This is a genomic window from Actinoplanes sp. NPDC049548, assembly GCF_040676695.1.
In the GTDB taxonomy this organism is placed as follows: Bacteria; Actinomycetota; Actinomycetes; order Mycobacteriales; family Micromonosporaceae; genus Actinoplanes.
The window spans coordinates 201,747-218,921 of record NZ_JBFAPM010000004.1; the positions used below are offsets into that span (position 1 = coordinate 201,747).

Annotated in this window: 18 protein-coding genes; 7 read left to right on the forward strand and 11 right to left on the reverse strand. The window is 71.2% G+C overall.

Annotated features, from left to right (window positions below):
• Nucleotides 1-23 precede the first annotated feature (23 nt).
• Nucleotides 24-1,280, forward strand: coding sequence for a histidinol-phosphate transaminase (locus tag AB0J80_RS10745; RefSeq protein ID WP_364703102.1), 1,257 nt, complete (start codon nt 24-26; stop codon nt 1,278-1,280).
• A gap of 415 nt (nt 1,281-1,695) precedes the next feature.
• On the opposite strand, the gene AB0J80_RS10750 is transcribed toward AB0J80_RS10745, so the two are convergent.
• The gene (locus tag AB0J80_RS10750; protein ID WP_364703105.1) at nt 1,696-2,136 is read right to left on the reverse strand and encodes a GNAT family N-acetyltransferase; all 441 of its coding nucleotides are present in this window, start codon (nt 2,134-2,136) and stop codon (nt 1,696-1,698) included.
• A gap of 207 nt (nt 2,137-2,343) precedes the next feature.
• Between AB0J80_RS10750 and sepH the strand changes: the two genes are divergently transcribed.
• A complete protein-coding gene (sepH, locus tag AB0J80_RS10755; RefSeq protein WP_364703108.1) occupies nt 2,344-3,432 on the forward strand; it encodes a septation protein SepH in 1,089 nt (362 codons plus the stop codon).
• A 231-nt stretch (nt 3,433-3,663) separates the two neighbouring features.
• Here sepH and thpR read toward each other — a convergent pair whose 3' ends face one another.
• The 3 genes from thpR to AB0J80_RS10770 form a co-directional block, all read right to left on the reverse strand.
• Entirely contained in the window at nt 3,664-4,155 is a 492-nt protein-coding gene (gene thpR, locus AB0J80_RS10760) for an RNA 2',3'-cyclic phosphodiesterase (RefSeq protein ID WP_364703110.1), read from the reverse strand.
• Between the two features lie 155 nt (nt 4,156-4,310).
• The gene (locus AB0J80_RS10765) at nt 4,311-4,760 is read right to left on the reverse strand and encodes a hypothetical protein (protein WP_364703112.1); all 450 of its coding nucleotides are present in this window, start codon (nt 4,758-4,760) and stop codon (nt 4,311-4,313) included.
• A gap of 89 nt (nt 4,761-4,849) precedes the next feature.
• Nucleotides 4,850-6,046: an MFS transporter gene (locus AB0J80_RS10770; protein ID WP_364703115.1), complete on the reverse strand. Its 1,197-nt coding sequence runs from the start codon at nt 6,044-6,046 to the stop codon at nt 4,850-4,852.
• A 22-nt stretch (nt 6,047-6,068) separates the two neighbouring features.
• Here AB0J80_RS10770 and AB0J80_RS10775 point away from each other — a divergent pair, with 22 nt between their 5' ends.
• Nucleotides 6,069-6,863: an FCD domain-containing protein gene (locus tag AB0J80_RS10775; RefSeq protein WP_364703118.1), complete on the forward strand. Its 795-nt coding sequence runs from the start codon at nt 6,069-6,071 to the stop codon at nt 6,861-6,863.
• 69 nt (nt 6,864-6,932) lie between these two features.
• Here the strand turns inward: AB0J80_RS10775 and AB0J80_RS10780 are convergent, their stop codons facing one another.
• The 3 genes from AB0J80_RS10780 to AB0J80_RS10790 form a co-directional block, all read right to left on the reverse strand.
• Nucleotides 6,933-8,255: an MFS transporter gene (locus AB0J80_RS10780; RefSeq protein WP_364703120.1), complete on the reverse strand. Its 1,323-nt coding sequence runs from the start codon at nt 8,253-8,255 to the stop codon at nt 6,933-6,935.
• Nucleotides 8,256-8,325: 70 nt separating this feature from the next.
• Entirely contained in the window at nt 8,326-8,769 is a 444-nt protein-coding gene (locus tag AB0J80_RS10785) for a MarR family transcriptional regulator (RefSeq protein WP_364703691.1), read from the reverse strand.
• 101 nt (nt 8,770-8,870) lie between these two features.
• Nucleotides 8,871-10,352, reverse strand: coding sequence for an NCS2 family permease (locus AB0J80_RS10790; protein ID WP_364703122.1), 1,482 nt, complete (start codon nt 10,350-10,352; stop codon nt 8,871-8,873).
• A gap of 244 nt (nt 10,353-10,596) precedes the next feature.
• On the opposite strand from AB0J80_RS10790, the gene AB0J80_RS10795 reads away from it, so the two are divergent.
• The gene (locus AB0J80_RS10795) at nt 10,597-10,809 is read left to right on the forward strand and encodes a DUF2530 domain-containing protein (protein WP_364703694.1); all 213 of its coding nucleotides are present in this window, start codon (nt 10,597-10,599) and stop codon (nt 10,807-10,809) included.
• A gap of 189 nt (nt 10,810-10,998) precedes the next feature.
• Here AB0J80_RS10795 and AB0J80_RS10800 read toward each other — a convergent pair whose 3' ends face one another.
• Nucleotides 10,999-11,823 carry a DUF3027 domain-containing protein gene (locus tag AB0J80_RS10800; RefSeq protein ID WP_364703125.1) on the reverse strand — a complete coding sequence of 275 codons (825 nt, stop codon included), beginning with the start codon at nt 11,821-11,823 and terminating at the stop codon, nt 10,999-11,001.
• A 368-nt stretch (nt 11,824-12,191) separates the two neighbouring features.
• Here AB0J80_RS10800 and AB0J80_RS10805 point away from each other — a divergent pair, with 368 nt between their 5' ends.
• From AB0J80_RS10805 to AB0J80_RS10815, 3 genes are all read left to right on the forward strand, one after another.
• Nucleotides 12,192-13,970, forward strand: a complete 1,779-nt coding sequence (locus AB0J80_RS10805; protein WP_364703127.1) for an MFS transporter — start codon at nt 12,192-12,194, stop codon at nt 13,968-13,970.
• A gap of 119 nt (nt 13,971-14,089) precedes the next feature.
• The gene (locus tag AB0J80_RS10810; protein WP_364703697.1) at nt 14,090-14,716 is read left to right on the forward strand and encodes a futalosine hydrolase; all 627 of its coding nucleotides are present in this window, start codon (nt 14,090-14,092) and stop codon (nt 14,714-14,716) included.
• Between the two features lie 108 nt (nt 14,717-14,824).
• Nucleotides 14,825-15,646, forward strand: a complete 822-nt coding sequence (locus AB0J80_RS10815) for a 1,4-dihydroxy-6-naphthoate synthase (RefSeq protein ID WP_364703129.1) — start codon at nt 14,825-14,827, stop codon at nt 15,644-15,646.
• Nucleotides 15,647-15,760: 114 nt separating this feature from the next.
• On the opposite strand, the gene AB0J80_RS10820 is transcribed toward AB0J80_RS10815, so the two are convergent.
• The 3 genes from AB0J80_RS10820 to AB0J80_RS10830 all read right to left on the reverse strand — a co-directional run bounded on the left by AB0J80_RS10820 (nt 15,761) and on the right by AB0J80_RS10830 (nt 17,148).
• Nucleotides 15,761-16,147 carry a cold-shock protein gene (locus AB0J80_RS10820; protein ID WP_364703132.1) on the reverse strand — a complete coding sequence of 129 codons (387 nt, stop codon included), beginning with the start codon at nt 16,145-16,147 and terminating at the stop codon, nt 15,761-15,763.
• Between the two features lie 94 nt (nt 16,148-16,241).
• Nucleotides 16,242-16,853 carry an HAD family hydrolase gene (locus AB0J80_RS10825; RefSeq protein WP_364703135.1) on the reverse strand — a complete coding sequence of 204 codons (612 nt, stop codon included), beginning with the start codon at nt 16,851-16,853 and terminating at the stop codon, nt 16,242-16,244.
• A gap of 85 nt (nt 16,854-16,938) precedes the next feature.
• Nucleotides 16,939-17,148, reverse strand: coding sequence for a hypothetical protein (locus AB0J80_RS10830; protein WP_364703137.1), 210 nt, complete (start codon nt 17,146-17,148; stop codon nt 16,939-16,941).
• Nucleotides 17,149-17,175: the final 27 nt, after the last annotated feature.

Consider the following 17,175-nt stretch of genomic DNA (forward strand, 5'->3'; position numbering starts at 1 on the left):
TCGCTGGATGAGAAGGAGTCGCCGTGGCCCGGACCGGAATCGACACCTCGATCCTGCACAAGGGAGCGCACAGCGCCTCTTATTTCGATCTTTCCCGAAGCATGGGCGAGGGCGCGGAGATCGTTGACTTCTGCATCCCCTGCAACCCGTACTTCCCCACCCCGGAGATGTTCGACGAGCTCTCCCGCGACCTCAAGAACATCCTGAAGTACTACCCCAGCGACTCGCACAGCATCACGAACAAGCTCGCCAGCGTGCTCGGCCTGCACCCGCAGACGGTGGCGATGGCCAACGGCTCCACCGAACTGATCACCTGGATCGACCACCTCCTGATCAAGGAGAGCGTGGCGATCCCGATCCCCACCTTCGGCCGCTGGACCGACCAGCCACTGGAGACCGGCAAACGCGTCGACATGTTCCCCCTGCAGGAACGCGACGCCTTCCGCCTCAACCTCGACGACTACGTCCGCTTCATCCGCGAGCGCGGCTCCCGCGTCGCCGTCGTCTGCAACGTCAACAACCCCGACGGCGGCTACCTGGCCCGCCGCGACGTGATCCGCTTCATGGACGCCCTGGGCGACCTCGACCTGGTCGTCGTCGACGAGTCGTTCATCGACTTCTCCGACGCCGAGCAGTACCCGTCGGTCGGCCCGGACGCGGTGATCCGCCCCAACGCGGTGGTGCTCAAGAGCCTCGGCAAGAACTTCGGCCTGCACGGCATCCGCTTCGGCTACCTCATGGCCAACCCGGCCATCGCCGGCAAGATCGGCAAGGCGCTGCCCAAGTGGAACCTCAACTCGCTCGCCGAGAAAGTCGTCTACATGATCCAGGAACACGACGCCGAGTACGACGACAGCCTCCGCCTCCTGAGCCGCGACCGCCGCACCATGGCCGGCGAACTGGCCCGCATCCCCGGCCTGACGGTCTTCCCGTCCCAGGGCAACTTCATCCTGGTCAAGCTGCCGACGGAATGGTCCGGCGTGGCGCTGCGCGACTACCTGGTCGCCAACCACGGGGTCTACACCCGCGAATGCGGCAACAAGCTCGGCATGACCAGCCAGTTCATGCGCCTGGTCGTCCGCCCGGCGCGCGATGTCGACCGGCTCATCGACGGGATGATGGACTACGGACGGCAGTTCCGGGTGCGGCCCGCATACGAGGACGACCCGCTGGACACGCGGCGCAGCTGGAACACCGCTGACGAGGAACCGGACAACCTCATCCCGTACCCGTCACACCGCACCACCGACTACACGGCCCGCCGCGCCGCGAACGGCTAGCCGGATCCCGCCGCCATCGTCGCACCGAACGCCGTTCGTTGTTCGCGTCGCCGTTCGGCGAGGGGTCCGCTTGCGGGCCGCATCTCTGTTCGCCGTTCGGTTCCTCAGCGGGCCGCTCGCTGTTCGCCGTTCGCCGTTCAGTCCGCCACCGGGCCGCTCGCTGTTCGCTCTTCGCCGTTCAGTCCGTCAGCGGACCATTCGCCGTTCGCCGTTCGCCGTTCGCCGTTCGCAGCTCGCTGTTCGCCCTTCGCCGTTCAGTCCGCCATCGAACCGCTCGCCGTTCGCCGTTCGCCGTTCAGTCCGCCACCGGGCCGCGCGTCGTTCGCCCTTCGCCGTCCAGTCCGCCACCGGACCGCTCGCCGCTCGCTGTTCGCTGTTCGCTGTTCGCTGTTCGCTGTTCGCTGTTCGCCGACGGTCAGCTCAGCTGCCGGACCATGACGATCTCGCCGTCGTCGACCTCCCCGGTCTCTGCGAAGCCGGCGGAGACATAGAGTGCGCGAGCCCGGTCGTTCGACGGCACGAAGCTCAGCCGTACAGAATGAGCGTCGTGTTCGCGAGCCGCATGGTCGACGGCGGCCTCGAGCGCCTGGCGGCCGAGTCCCCGGCCCTGGAACCGTTGGTCGATCATCAGCCGGACCAGCACATACTCGCCGGCCCGGTCGCCGGGGTGCAGCAGCACGAAACCGACCAGCTCGCCGTCCGCGTAGACCGCGCGCGGCTCCGCCTGCGGGTAGACGTGCGCCTCGGCGATACCCACGACGTTCGGCGCCACGAAGTCCGCCTGGTCGGGGGCGACCTCCAGTTTGATGACGGCGCGGAAGTCGTCCTTGGTCACCGGGCGGAGCTCGACAGTCATGCCGTCTTTGTAGGACCGCCGGACCCGCCCGGGCAACGGGTTATCCTTTGAAGATCATCTTCGCAGGTCAATAAGTTTGGACGGCGTGGCTTACCACCATCGAGTGACCGGGGCGCGTACCGTGTTCCGAAACGCGCCCGGGTGACTGAGTCTCGGGAAGGCTGAGTCCGATCAACACCTGAGCCAGCGACGGGACGGAGGCAACGCATGCGGCCGGTACGCTTCGTCGCCCTCTCCGAGGACGGTCAGGCCCTGGTGCTCGCCGACGAGGTCGGCCGGCTCCTGGCACTCCCCATCGACGACCGGGTGAGCACGGCCCTGCACCATGAGGGCGGTGCCGTGGCCGTGGCCACGTCGACGAACGCTCTGGCCCTGGCCAACACCGAAGCCATGGCCACCCTCTCCCCGCGCGACATCCAGGCGCGCATCCGCTCCGGCGAGTCGGCCGAGGACGTGGCGCGCGTGGCCGGCGTCCCCGTCGACCGCGTCCTGCGGTACGCCGGCCCCGTGCTGCAGGAACGAGCCATGCTCGCCCAGCACGCCCGCCGCACCCGGCTGAAGACGTCCGACTCGGGCGCCCCGCTGGCCGAGGTGGTCGACAGTCGGCTCGCCCAGCACGGCATCGACACCGACAAGATCTCCTGGGACGCCTACCGGCGCGAGGACGGCACCTGGCGCATCGTGGCCACCTGGCCGTCCGGCAAGGCCACCGCGCAGGCGGTCTGGGACCTGGACAAGGGCCGCCAGGTCGTCTCGCCGCACGACGACATGGCGCAGTACCTCTGCGCCGAGCGGCCCACTCAGATCCTCGGTCAGGAACCCGCCCCGGAACGCGGCGCCCACGAGCGCGGCGGCCACGGCCTGCCCGGCCCGGCCCGCAGCGCCGAGCCGGCCCGCGGCGGGCGTGGCATCCCGGCCGCCGACTCCCCGCGCCCGACCCGCGATCCGATCCGGGCCGGACGCGACGCACTGCTGGCTTCCCTGGACCGGCCGCTAGGCAGCGAACGTCCCGGCCGCGGCCTCGAACCGGCCGCCCAGGAAACCCGCCGCCCCGTCACCGGCGGCGCCGCGGCCCTGCTGGGCGGCGGAGCCGGCTCGGCCTTCGACGACGACGCCGACCTCCCCAAGGAGGTCCCGGCGGTGCCCAGCCTCGCCGTCCTCCGGCCTCGCCGCACGGTCGGCGCCCAACCCGGCGAAACCGAGTCGGAAGAGGCGGCCGCAAAGCCTCGCAAGCGCCTGCCGAGCTGGGACGACGTCCTGTTCGGCGGCGGCCCGGCGGCCCGCGAGTCCTCCTGAGCCACGGGCTCGGCAGACTGCCCGGCCAACGCTCGAACCCCTCGGGTCGGCATACTGCCCGGTCGGCGTTCAAGCTCATCGGTTCGCGGGCGATCGGGGTGGACCGTCTCAGCCACCACCTTCGCGCACTGCCTGATCCGAGCCCCTCGGCCGCTCATATCCGCTGGCCATCCACCAGAGCCGCCACGTCCGCGGGCTACCTGGCCAGGGCGGCTGGCTAGAACTTCCGAGCTACCAGGTCCGCAAGGTGGTGTAGGTGCCACTCGGGTCGCTACGCACGAGGGCCATCTCGGTCAGCGTCCACGTCGGCCCCGAATAGGTCTCGAGGATTTCACGCACAGCGTCGTCGTGGGCGTACATGACGGTCAGGTGTGCGGTGAACGGCCGTTCGTCAGGTGCAACGCCGACCTCTTTCGCCGCCCGGCGCACCTGGTCGCTGAGGTCGCCCAGGTCGCCGTCCACTCCGGCCCACGTGACCCGGCCGCTGAACCCGCCTCCGCCGCTCAGCCGCAGCTCCCGGCCCCGCGGTACGACGACCCGGTCCAGCGCGCCTTCGAGGTCGGGCAGGCGCTCCGCGGCCACCTCCCCGAGGAAGGCGAGCGTCACATGCCACTTCTCGATGGGGGTGAGCCGCATGCCGCGCTCAGCCACCGTCTCCGTCAGCCGGCGGCGCAGGTCCCGGCGCACGTCGTCCGGCGGGTACACCGCCACGAAAAGCCGCACGCCGAGACCTTAGCGGAGCCGCACCTCCCGCCGAACGCAGCACGAACAACCGCGGCACGCCCACGGAACGCACCCTCTACCGAACGCACCGCGAACAACCGCGGCACGCCCACGGAACGCACCTTCCACCGAACGCAGCACTAACAAACGCGGCGCTAGCGAAGGCGCAGCCCTGCGGCGCGCAGCTTCTCCTCCAGCCGGATCCGCTCCAGGTCGCGGTCCATCCCGTCGAGCCCGGTGAGATGGTGCGGCACGCCGAGTGCCTCGCTCACCACGACGAGCCGATGATCGTACGCCCGCACGACAGCCGCCAGCCACGCCGCCGACTCGCGTGTAGGACCGCTCGTCCGCTGCCGTGCCAGACGCCGCAGATCGGCGGTGAGCTCGTCGATGCCGGGCTGGGATGCGGCCGGCAGTTCGAAGGGTTCGGTGCTGCTCAACCGGCGGTCGAGGCAACGCAGGGCATGGACGTCCCGCCGCCCGCCCCGGCTCCAGGGACGGCGGGCGGGCATCGCGTCCGCGCAGACGACGACCACGACGGCGCACGGCAGGCACAGCAGCGCCACCAGCGCCATGGCGAGCACCGCGATGTGCGTGATTGCCACGGATCGACGCTAAGGCTTCGGGAAAGCGTAAGGAGACAGCCGTTCGGATGACTGGGTCTGCCAGTATCGGCGCCGGCCCGCAGCGGCAGTCAGCCGATCTGACGGTCGCGGCCGGCGAAGAATCCCGCGATCATCTGCGGCACCATCAGCAGGGCCATCAGGGCCAGCGGTACGCGCCAGCTCCCGGTGTGCTGGTAGAGCGCCCCGACGATGATCGGCCCCGGGATCGACAGCAGATAGCCGGTGCTCTGGGCGAACGCCGAGAGGCGTACCACGACGGCGGTGTCCCGGCCCCGCAAAGCGATCATTGTCAGCACGAGCGGGAACGAGCAGTTCGCTACGCCGAGGAACACCGCCCACACCCACGGGGCGGCGGCGGGGGCGGCCCAGAGTCCGCCGTACCCGAGAATGCCGAAGAGACCGACCACGACGGCGATGGCGCTCTGCCGGGGCAGACGGCCCGCAAGCGCGGACAGCGCGAACGACAGCGGCACGCCGAGCAGCGCGGTGACCGCGAAGAGCAGGCCGGCGGTCGCCGCCGGAAGGCCGGCGTCGCGGAAGACCTGGGGCAGCCAACCCATGATCACGTACGCGGCGGTCGACTGCAGCCCGAAGTAGACCGCGAGCGCCCAGGCCACGGGTTCGCGCCGGAGCTCCACACCGGATCCCGCGGCCGACGGTGATTCCCGATCGCGGTGGCGAGCCAGCAGGACCCAGAGCGGTACGGCGACTGCCGCCACCACCGCCCACACTTCGAGGCCGAGCCGCCAGTCGCCGCCGAACACGCCGGTCAGCGGGACGGTGACGGCAGCCGCGGTGGACGCGCCGAAGTTCAGCGCGACCGAGTACAGGCCGGTCATCGCTCCGACGCGATCCGGGAACCGTTGCTTGACGACGACCGGGAGCAGGACGTTGGCGAGCGCGATGCCGGCCAGCGCCAAGGCGGTCAGCGCGAGGAAGAGGGCCGTCCCACCGGCCCAGGGCCGTACGGCCAGACCGAGCGCGAGCGCCGTCACGCCGACGGCGACCGCTCCAGCGGTCCCCCATCGTCGCGCCAGCATGGGGGCGAGGGAGCCGACCGCCGCGAAGCAGAGCGCCGGCACGGAGGCGAGCAGCCCGGCGACGGTTGCGCTCATGCCGAGGCTTTCGCGCACCTCGGCCAGCACCGGCCCCAGGCTCGTTACCGCGGGACGCAGGTTGACGGCTGCCAGCACCAGCGCTGCGACGGCGAGAGCGCGGCTGCGTCCGGCTCGGCGGGTCGGCGGCGAGGTGCTGGTCATCGTCATGAGCCCATCATAGAATCATGGGATGAATTTGGGTCCCGTGGCGCGCGCCGAATCACTCTCCGGGCGAGTCATCGCCGAGCTGCGCCAGCAGATCACCTCCGGCGCCTGGCCGGTGGGCTCGCGCATCCCGACCGAACCGGAGCTCGTCGCCCGGCTCGGCGTCGCTCGGAACACTGTTCGAGAGGCGGTTCGGGCGCTCGCCCACAACGGTCTGCTGGACATCCGGCAAGGTTCGGGCACCTATGTCCTGGCCACGAGTGAGCTGGCCGGCGTCATGCAGCGGCGCTTCGCCGCCGCCGACCCGGAGGACGTCCGCGAGCTGCGCGGCACCCTCGAGGCCGCGGCCGCCGGCTTCGCGGCCCGCCGGCGCACCGACGACGACCTCCACCGCCTCGACATTCTGTACGCCCAGCGCGAGCACGCCTGGTCCACCGGCGCCCGGGACGCCTTCGTGGACGCCGACGCGGCGTTCCACCGGGCCGTCGTCGCCGCTTCCCACAACGAGATCCTTACGGAGCTCTACGCCGACTTGGGCGAGGTGATCCGCGAGTCGCTGAGCGGCCACTTCGGCGCGTCGCTGAGCCCGGACGAGTACATGGAGCACAGCGGCCTCCTGGAAGCCATCCGCGCCGGCGACCCCGCGACCGCCAGCGCGGAAGCCTCCCGCACGATCGGCAGCCCTGGAAACGCCGCGAGGGCCGCCTCCGGACCCGCGAGAGAGGCCTCGGGAGCCGCGACGGGGGCCTCCGGAGCCGGGAGGGAGGCCTCCGGCACCACCGGCGGACCGGCTTTCGCCACCGCGGAAGACCCCGCATGATCGGCGGCCCAGCGCCCGACCTCCCGCACCACGGCGGCACGCCGCGGTCCGCGTACCCGGGCAACCGCCTCAGGCAGCGACCGAGCGGGCCGGCTCCGCGCCCTCCGGCCCTTCCGCCGCCCCGCCTCGCACCAGGCTCAGCCGGGGCCGCGGACCGACCCGGACACTCACCTTGTCCCCGGTCACCCGCAGCTGCCACAGCAGGGCCGCGACCGAGGCAGCGAGGCAGATGACCCCCGCGACCCAGATGCTCGACGGCACCCCGAAGTGCTCGCCCCACCAGCCGGCCAGCGACGCCCCGATCGGCGTCGTGCCCAGGAACACCAGCACGTAGAGCGCCATCACGCGGCCGCGGTACTGCGCGTCGACTCCCATCTGGACGCGGTGGTTGGCCGCCTGGGCGAGGTATATCGAGAAGAAGCCGGCCGGGACCAGGAGGATCATCGCGACCAGGAAGGTGGGTGCGAACCCGACCGCGATCTCGAAGACGCTGAAGATCAGGGCCGCGCCGAGCACCACGTACGCGCCCGGGCGGCTGCGGCGGCCGCTGCCGGCAAGGGCCCCGCCGAGCGCGCCGGCTGCCAGGGCAGTGGTGAGCAGGCCGAACGACGAGGGGCCGGCGTGGAAGTCGATCTTCGCAAGGGCGGCCAGGGTGACCGGGAAGTTGAAGCCGATCATGCCGATGGCGGCCATGAGACCGATGGGCAGCAGCAGGTCCTGCCGCTTCCCGACGTACCTGAGACCGTCGACGATCTTGGTGTCGCCGGCCTTGGTACGTCGATCCTCGCGGTGCAGCTCCGCGGTGCGCATCCGCCAGTAGCTGAAGATCGGCGCGACGGACAGCAGGGTCGCCATGACGAACACCGGTCCTGTTCCGAACAGCGCGAGCGCCACACCGGCCAGGGCCGGGCCGCCGATGCGGGCGGTGTTGAAGGTCGCGGCCGACAGGGCGAGCGCGTTCGGCAGCAGCGGCAGCTCGACCAGCTCGGAGACGAACGACTGCCGTACGGGTGTCTCGACGGCGTTCGCCACGCCGAGCAGCGAAGCGAACAGGAACACGTGCCACAGCACGACGAACCCGCCGGCGACCAGGAGGGCGAACACGATGGCGGTGACGGCGAAAACGGCGTTCGCGACGATGAGCAGCTTGCGTTTGTCGTACCGGTCGGCGAGCTTGCCGCCCCACAGCGTCAGCAGCAGCACCGGCAGGAACTGCAGGGCCGTGACCACGCCGAGCGCGCCCGGCGAGTTGCCGGAGAGGTCGAGCACCAGCCAGTCCTGCGCGGTGAACATCATCCAGACGCCGATGAGCTTCACCAGCTGGCCGGTCACGAAGAACCGATAGTTACGAACCTGCAGGGACCGGAATGTCGTGCTCAGCACTGCCCGCACTCGGGTGCGCCTCCTCCTGTGGTCGTACGCGTCATCGCCGTGTGACGGAACGACAGGAGGCTGAGCCGCGTCAGGCGCGAGCGACCTGCTGGAGGATCTGCGCGGCCCGCTCGAGCGTGTCGCGTTCGTCCGGGGTGAGCTCGGCCAGCTGCTTCGCCAGCCACTCGTTGCGGGCCTTCTCGAACTGCGCGAACACGACCCGGCCCTGTTCGGTCGCGGCCAGGATGACCTGGCGGCGGTCCGTGGGGTGGGGTGTCCGCGCGACCAGGCCGCGCTCCTCGAGCTTGCCGACGATCTTCGTCATCGTCGGCGGCTGCACCCGCTCGACGTCGGCGAGCTCCCGCGGTGTCAGCGCCCCGGCCAGCTGGAGGCTGGTCAGGGCCGAGAGCTGACTGAACGTCAGGTCGCCGACCGGGCGCTCCTGGCGCACCCGGCGGTTGAGCCGGGTGATCGCCTCGCGCAGCCCGATGGCCAGTTGCTCGGCTGAAGTCCGCTCCGCCACCGACCGCTCCATCACGTTGATTAGCCTAGCTAATGAGCTTGGCTAACGACATCCGATTCGCCTATGACCGTAGTCACCGGGCACGGTAACGCACCCGGTGACCGCCACGTTCGTCAGAGCAGTACCGACTCCAGCGGCCCCCGCAGGAAGTAGAGGACGAAGAGCAGGGCTACGCCGTACAGAAGGGGGTGGACGATCCTGGCCTTGCCCACCGCCAGCTTGATGACGACGTACGAGATGATGCCGGCGCCGATGCCGTTGGAGATCGAGTACGTGAACGGCATGATCGTGATCGCCAGGAACGCCGGGATCGCGATCTCGTAGTCGGTCCAGTCGATCTGCCGCACCGCCATCATCATCAGGAACCCGACCACCACCAGCGCCGTCGACGCCGCCTCGAACGGCACCACCGTGACCAGCGGCGCCAGGAACATCGCCAGCAGGAACAGCACCCCGGTGACCAGGTTGGCCACGCCGGTACGCGCCCCCTCGGCGACACCCGACGCGCTCTCGATGAACGAGGTGTTGCTCGACACGCTCGCCGCACCGCCGGCCGCCGCCGCCACCGAGTCGACGAGCAGGATCTCCCGCGTCCGCGGCGGCATGCCCTCGGCGTCGAGCAGGCCGCCCTCCTGACCGACGGCCACCATCGTGCCCATGGTGTCGAAGAAGTCGGTGATCAGCAGCGTGAAGACGAACATCAGCACGACCAGCCAGCCGGCTCGGCTCCACGAGTCCAGCACGTTGAACTTGCCGAGCAGCGACAGGTCCGGCGTGTCGAGGATCTTGTCCGGCAGCCGGGGAACGTTCAGCGACCAGCCGGACGGGTTCGGCTTGCCGGAGGCGTTCGACGGTCCGATCTTGGCGATTGCCTCGACCACGATCGCGAGCACCGTGGTGGCCAGGATGCCGATCAGGATCGCGCCCTTCACCCGGCGGACGAACAGGATCAGCGTCAGCAGCAGGCCCAGGCAGAACACCAGCAGCGGCCAGCTCATGAGCTTGCCGCCGATGCCGAGCTCGACCGGGACCGTCGTACCGGCGGCGTCCGGGATGCGCCGCACGAACCCGGCGTCGACCAGGCCGATGATCATGAGGAAGAGGCCGATGCCGACCCCGATGGCCGTCTTCAGCTCGGTCGGGACCGCCCGGAAGACCGCGGTACGCAGCCCGGTCAGCACCAGCACGGCGATGACGACACCCTCGATCACCACCAGGCCCATCGCATCGGCCCAGGTCATCTCCGGCGCGATCTCGTACGCCACCAGCGCATTCACTCCGAGGCCCGCGGCCAGCGCCAGCGGGAACCGCGCCACGACGCCCATGAGGATCGTCATGACGCCGGCCACCAGCGCCGTACCCGCCGCCAGCGCGGTGATGGGCAGCTTGGCGCCGGTGGCGTCCACCCCGGCCGCGAGGATCAGCGGGTTGAGCACCACGATGTAGGCCATCGTGAAGAAGGTGGCGAACCCGCCCCGGACCTCCCGCCCGACCGTCGAGCCGCGAGCGGAGATCTGAAAGAACCGATCAAAACCATTTCCAGGGGTACGCCCGGACGAGCCGACATTCGCATCGGCGGCAGCAGCAGTGGACATCGGAGCCCTTCCACGCAGGGGTGTTACGCGCATCGAATCAGAACAGTGACCTCGGCAAAAGATCGGAACTGTTACAACCGTCACGGCTCCCCACGGACGATCTCGCGAGACGTACGCTCATGACGTGGCCGACCTGTCCCCCACCCCCCACGCGACCGCGTCCGGCGGCGACCCGGAACGGCACGTGCCCGGGCTGGACGCGGTCACCGGCACGAAACAGCGCCCCGAGCCCCTCGACCCCCCGATGGTGCCGTTCGCCCTCGCCGGCATGGCGGCGTTCGCCGTGGCGGGCGTGATCATGCTCCTCGCGCACGCTCCGGACGACTGGCTGTGGACCTGCCTCGCCGGCCTGCTCGCGGGCATCCCCGGCCTGATCACCATGCTCCGCCACGACGCCAACCGGCGGCGTCGCCGGGCCCTCAGCCACCCCGAGTTCACGGTGACCGACGAGGGCTGAGCCGCACCGCTCGAGCAAGAACCCGAACGCCGTTCCGATCGCCTGCGTGTTCGTGAGACCGTAGCGTTCGTTCGCTGAACCGTCGCTCGTTCATTGGTTCGCTGAACCGGGCCCACGTTCGTCGGTCCGAACCATCGCCCGTTCGCTGGAACGGACGCGCGTTCGTTTCGACGAACCGGCGAGCGTTCGTCAGCTGTGGCCGTAGTCCTCGGCGGGTTCGCCGGCCTCGACCGAGCCGTGCGCGCGGCTCACCGCTACCGCCTCGACCTCGCTGTCGTCGTACACCGTCGGCAGCTCCTCCACCGGCTGCTCCGAGGTGCCCTGCAGCGCCTCGGAGTGGGCGCCGCACCCGTGGTCGGCGCTGACGGCGCGAGCGTCGTCGGGGGCGTACAGGTTGCCGCAGACGCCGAACATCGCCCGCATCGACCCGGCCAGCGGCAGGTAGAAGCCGCAGGTGCCGCAGCGGGCCGTGCGCGGCGCCGCCGCGGAGATCGGGGCGTCCGGACCGGACTCGCCCTCATACCACCGCTGGGCGGTCTCGATGCGCCCCTCGCGGGACATCACCCGGGATCGGCCGAGCCCGAGCTCCCAGGACACCTCCTCGACGGCGGCGTCGTCACTCAGCACGTAGCCGGGGGCGAGCCGTTCGTCGTCCGGTGCGGTCGGCATGAGGTCGCCCACGCCGAGATCGCCGGGCTGCACCCGCTCGTTCCACGGCACCCAGCCCGGCGCCAGCAGCGCGTCGGGGCCGGGCAGCAGCACGGTCTCGCAGACGGTGACGTGCCGCGACCGTGGCACGCGGGTCACGGTGACCGCCCACCGCCAGCCCTTGTAGCCGGCGAGGTGGCTCTCGAAGAAGTGGGTCACGACCCGATCGCCGTCGGCCACCGCCTCGAGGTGTTCGCCGATGTCGGCGGCGTCCACATCGGTGATGGCGCCCCGTGCGACGCCGACCGCGTCGGCACAGACCTGGTCGAGTCGGGCGGCACGGTTCCCGGTGGTCCTGGTCGTCACCCGGCCATTGTCCCCCACCCGCCAACCCCGGTGGCAACGACTCCCCCAGATCCGCGATCCGGGTTCCCGGCGCTCCGATGACAGCCGATCCCACGGCACGCAACCAGCCCAGTCGACCGGCACGGCGACCCATCCCCGGGGCGCATCAACTTGGCTTCCGGCGGCGACCGACCTCACGGCCGAACCCAGCCGGCGCGGGCCGCCCGCCGCCCGGCGGCAAGGCAGACGGCCCGGGGGGTTTCCTACGTTCCAGGCAACCGACCTCACGGCAGGAAAACCAGCCGGATCGGCCCGCCCGGCGACGCGACCCCGGGCACACCGCGGCCCGGGAGGCGACGCGGGTCGCCTCGATGCGACAGGATGGGGCGATGCCGCTGCTTCCCTCGATCGGACGCACCGTCGGCACCGGCGTCAAGGCGATGCGGATGCTGGTGCGAGGCGGCCTGCGCGGAAGTGCGTGGGCGACCCGCCGGGTGGGTGACGCCCGGGCCCGTGGCGCGGCCAACGAGATCGGCATGATCCGCCTTTTCGACCTGCATGCGATCTCGTGCGCCGGCGACACGCTGATCGCGATCGGGCTGGCCGGCACGATCTTCTTCAACGTGCCGCTGGGCGAGGCCCGCAGCAAGGTCGCGCTCTACCTGCTCATCACGATGGTGCCGTTCGCGCTGCTGGCCCCGGTGGTGGGCCCGCTGCTCGACCACTTCCGGCACGGCCGCCGGTACGCGCTCGCCGTGACGATGCTCGGCCGCGCGTTCCTCGCGTACGTCATCGCGGACAATTTGCTCGGCTGGGGACTGTATCCGGCGGCTTTCGGGGTGCTCGCTCTCTCCCGGGCGTACGGTGTGGCGCGCTCCGCAGCCGTGCCACGCCTCCTGCCGGAGGGTGTCGGGCTGTCCCAGGTCGGTGCTCGCGCCAGTGTCTACGGCACCTTCGCGGGGGCTGTCGTCGCGCCCATCGGACTGCTCGCTTTCGAGTTCGGTCCGCAGTGGCCGCTGCGGGTGGCCTCGATCATCTTCGTGGTCGGCATGGTGATCTCCCTGCGCCTGCCGCCGCGCGCGGACTCGGACCCGCCCGAGGAGGTGCCGCGCCCGTTCCGCACCATGCTGCGCCTGCGCCGCGGACCTGACCGCCCGCTCTCCGGCAGCCTGGTCGTCAACACGCTCATCGGTAGCGCGAGCTTCCGCTGCCTGTACGGCTTCCTCCTGCTCTACCTCGCCTTCGCGGTGAAAGCGCAGGGGCTGGGCACCGACTTCTTCGGCCGCGACATCGGCAGCCAGGGAGCGGTGGCCCTGGTCGGCGGCGCGCTGGCGGTCGGTACGTTCCTCGCGACCGCGGTCGGCACCCGCCTGCGCATCCGCCGCCCGACGGCACTGCAGTCGAGCGGCCTGACCATCACGGCCGGTGTGGCGGTGCTGACGGCGATCTTCTTCACGCTGCCGATGGTGGCGCTGCTGTCCCTGGTGGCGTCGATCTTCAGCGGCATCTCGAAGCTGGCGGTGGACGCGAGCATCCAGGAACGGGTCCCGGAACGGCTGCGGGCCAGCGCCTTCGCGCACTCGGAGACCGTACTGATGATCGCCTGGGTGATCGGCGGCGCGGTCGGCATCATCCCGCTGGACGGCCGCATCGGCATCGCCGTGGCGGCGGTCTTCTCGGTGGCCGCGGCGGTCCGGGGCACGATCGTGGCGGGCCGCCTGCACAAGGAGCGGCTCCACGGCCGCCCGGACGTCGCCGCCGAGGACCCTGCCCCGGAAGGCGCTGCCGCGCCCACAGCGGGCGGCGAGCCGGCCACTGAGAAGATCCTGACGCCGGCGGCCGATCTGGCAACTCCCGGAACGCCCGCCGACCCTGCGAGCGCGGCCTCTCGCGCGACGGTGCCGGGAGCCGCTCCGGGCGGCACGACTCCTCCGGCCGCGCGGAAGCCCGACGTCGCCACGGCGCCGCCTGCCCCGAAGCGCCGTCTCTTCTCCCGCTCCGGCACCAAGGCCGCCGGCGCTCCGCCTCCGCCACCCATGCCGCCGGCCCCGCCGCAACCGGACAGGCTCCGGGACGACGACGAGCTGGCGCCTCCCGGCTTCCACATCTACCGCCCGTCGTCCGCCGCCAACGGCAACGCCCCCGGCCGAGACGAGCCCAACCCGTGAACCCGGCCGACGGCGAGCGGAACATCCCAGCCGACCCACCCGCGACCGGAAACGTCCTGGCCGTCGAGGCGGAGAAGGCGAACCCGGCCTCAGCCGCGGATGAGGAGACGACGGGCCGGCTGCTCATCGTCACGGCCGTCGAGGCCGAGGCCGCGGCCGTACGATCCGGCGTCGATCCCGCGATCGTCCACGTCGTACCGGTCGGGGTCGGTCCCGCCGCCGCGGCCGCCGGCACCGCCCGGCTGCTTGCTTCGGCAGAAGCCCGTGGCCGCCCCTACCGGGCCGTGGTCAGCGCCGGTATCGCCGGCGGTTTCGCGGGACGCGCCGACGTCGGGGCGACTGTCCTCGGCGCCCGCAGCATCGCGGCGGATCTCGGCGCCGAGACGCCCGACGGCTTCCTGACCGTCGACGAGCTCGGCTTCGGCAGCAGCACCGCCGAGGCCGACGCAACCCTGCTCGAGGCTCTCACCGAGGCCCTGCCGCACGCCGTCGTGGGCGACGTGCTGACCCTCGCCACGGTCACCGGTACGGCGGGCACCGCCGCCGCCCTGCGACGTCGCTTCCCTGCGGCGGTGGCCGAGGCGATGGAGGGATACGGCGTCGCCTGCGCCGCGCGGGATGCGGGTGTGCCCTTCGCCGAGCTGCGCACCATCTCCAATCCGATCGGGCCGCGCGACCGAGCCTCCTGGCGCCTTGCGGAAGCATTCTCCGCCCTCACCGACGCCGTCGCGAAGGCCTGTGGATAACTCTGTGGACGAGCCCGTGGTGGCGCCGATGTGGGGCACACAACGTGTGGCGATGCAGACACCCTCGGGTCCGGGCGGCTCGGCGTCGACCTCGTTACCGTGAGGGACGTGGCGCTTTCTCTGGCGGCTTCGCCCTGCCCCAACGACACCTTCGTCTTCCACGCCCTCGCGCACGGGTTGATCCCCGGCGCCCCGCCGGTCGACCTGACCTTCGCGGACGTGGACGTCACGAACACCGCGGCCGAACGCGGCGAGTTCGACCTGGTCAAGGTCAGCTATGCGGCACTGCCGTGGCTGCTCGACCAGTACGAGCTGCTGCCCTGCGGCGGGGCGCTCGGCCGGGGCTGCGGCCCGCTCGTGCTCACCCGTGAGGGCCACGAAGGGGACCTGCGCGGTGCCACCGTGGCCGTGCCCGGCGACCGCACCACGGCGTATCTGTTGTTCCGGCTCTGGGCGCAGGACAACCAGCCGGGCCGCATCGAGGTCGTGCCGTTCCACCGGATCATGCCGGGTGTGGCCGACGGTACGTACGACGCCGGCCTGGTGATCCACGAGGCTCGCTTCACCTACCCGCGCTACGGCCTGACCGCGCTGGCGGACCTCGGCGAGTGGTGGGAGTCGGACACGGGCCTGCCCATTCCGCTCGGCGCGATCCTGGCTCGCAAGGGCGTGGTCGACCCGCACGAGGCCGCCGAGTGGATCCGCACCTCCGTGAGCATGGCGTGGGCCAACCCGGACGCGAGCCGCGAGTTCGTGCTGGCCAACGCCCAGGAGATGGAGCCCGACGTGGTCAAGCGGCACATCGAGCTCTACGTCAACGAGTTCACGCTCGACCTCGGCAAGGAGGGCCTCGCGGCGGCGGACGCCCTTCTGAGCCGGGCCGCCGCGGCCGGCCTGACCCCGCCCCTGCCGACCCTGCTCCCGCACTGACGAACGCCCAGCACGAACGAACACGCAGCAAGAACGAACGAACACCGAACGAACGACGAACACCGAGCACGACGAAGGCCGCCCCGAGGGGCGGCCTTCGTGATCAACGAACCGTCAGACCTCGAGCTCGCGCGCCACCGCATGCACGAGCTGAGCGATCTTCTGCGCCGTCCGCTTGTCCGGGTAGCGCCCGCGGCGCAGGTCCGGCTGAACCTTGGCCTCGAGCACCTTGATCATGTCCTCCACCATGCCGTGCAGCTCGTCGGCCGGCCGTCGCCGCAGCTCGGCCACCGACGGCGGGGCGTCGAGCACCTTCACACCCAGCGCCTGGGCGCCCTTGCGGCTGTCGACCACCCCGAACTCGACCCGCTGGCCCGCCCGGAGGTCGGCGACCCCGGCCGGGAGGGCGCCCTTGGGCAGGAACACGTCCCCGCCCTCGTCGCTGGTGACGAACCCGAACCCTTTCGCCGCGTCGTACCACTTCACTCGACCCGTGGGCACCGCTGACCTCGACTTCACTCAATGAGGCTCGCGCACGTCGTGCACAAATCTCATACGACTCGATTGCTCAGGGCAAGGTTATCGACCGGCCGGGTCAGGACCCAACCGTTATCTCCCGGAGCAGAACGGGCAGACCGGTCAGGTCCGGGAGAACGTGCGCCGCGCCCGCCTCGGCCAGCTCCTCGGCCGAGCAGGGCCCGGTCGCCACGCCGATGCCCGGGACACCGGCCGTCCGTGCGGCGACCATGTCCGCCACGTGGTCACCCACGTACCAGCGAACTCCGTGCTCGGTGAGCGCCGCGGCCTTGCCCTCCGCGAAGAGGTCTCCGGCCAGCTCGTCGTACTCCAGGCCGAGGTGCCGGAGATGCATCGCCGCCAGCCGGCCGAGCTTGGATGTGACAACCACCACCCGAAGGCCCTGTTCCCGTACGGCGGACAACGCGGCCACCGCCCCCGGCATGGGAACGGTCGGCTCGATGGCATGGTCGGGGTACAGGGCCCGGTAGGTGGCGACCGCCTCCTCGACGTCCGCCTCGGGGAACCATTCCCGCAGCTCGGTCCGCAGCGGCGGCCCCAACCGGGTGACCGCCAGGTCGGCGTCCACGTGCACCCCGGTCCGCGCCGTCAGCGCCCGGTAGGCCGCGCGGATCCCGGGCCGGGAGTCGATCAGGGTCATGTCCAGGTCGAACCCGACCGCTTCCGTCATGACCGGCTGCACCGGGCGGCACCCACCCGCACCGCACGACGGCATCGCGGGCGGGGAGCAGGAGGGTATGACACCTGCGGCTCCGTCACGGAGTCGTGGTCGGCGTGTACGTCAAGCGGTCCACCGGCAGCGGAAAGGACTGGTCGTCACCGAACGGCGACGGGGCGGCCGCCCGGTCGCTCACGAGCTCGGAAACGGCGAGGTGCCCCTCCTTGATCGAGGACTCGCGGCCCGGCTTCTGCGTGGCCCGGCCGGCCTCCACGCCCGTACCCGGCATCTTGTTGCTTGCCCCCACAGCTCACTCCCCTTGGTCGCTCAGTCG

Coding starts and splice junctions, on each gene's coding strand:
- AB0J80_RS10785 (WP_364703691.1), bottom strand. CDS start 8,769: ATGGAGCGGTCGGTGGCGGAGCGGACTTCAGCCGAGCAACTGGCCATC.
- AB0J80_RS10750 (WP_364703105.1), bottom strand. CDS start 2,136: ATGACTGTCGAGCTCCGCCCGGTGACCAAGGACGACTTCCGCGCCGTC.
- AB0J80_RS10770 (WP_364703115.1), bottom strand. CDS start 6,046: ATGACGATGACCAGCACCTCGCCGCCGACCCGCCGAGCCGGACGCAGC.
- AB0J80_RS10825 (WP_364703135.1), bottom strand. CDS start 16,853: ATGACGGAAGCGGTCGGGTTCGACCTGGACATGACCCTGATCGACTCC.
- AB0J80_RS10805 (WP_364703127.1), top strand. CDS start 12,192: ATGCCGCTGCTTCCCTCGATCGGACGCACCGTCGGCACCGGCGTCAAG.
- AB0J80_RS10795 (WP_364703694.1), top strand. CDS start 10,597: ATGGTGCCGTTCGCCCTCGCCGGCATGGCGGCGTTCGCCGTGGCGGGC.
- sepH (WP_364703108.1), top strand. CDS start 2,344: ATGCGGCCGGTACGCTTCGTCGCCCTCTCCGAGGACGGTCAGGCCCTG.
- AB0J80_RS10790 (WP_364703122.1), bottom strand. CDS start 10,352: ATGTCCACTGCTGCTGCCGCCGATGCGAATGTCGGCTCGTCCGGGCGT.
- AB0J80_RS10775 (WP_364703118.1), top strand. CDS start 6,069: ATGAATTTGGGTCCCGTGGCGCGCGCCGAATCACTCTCCGGGCGAGTC.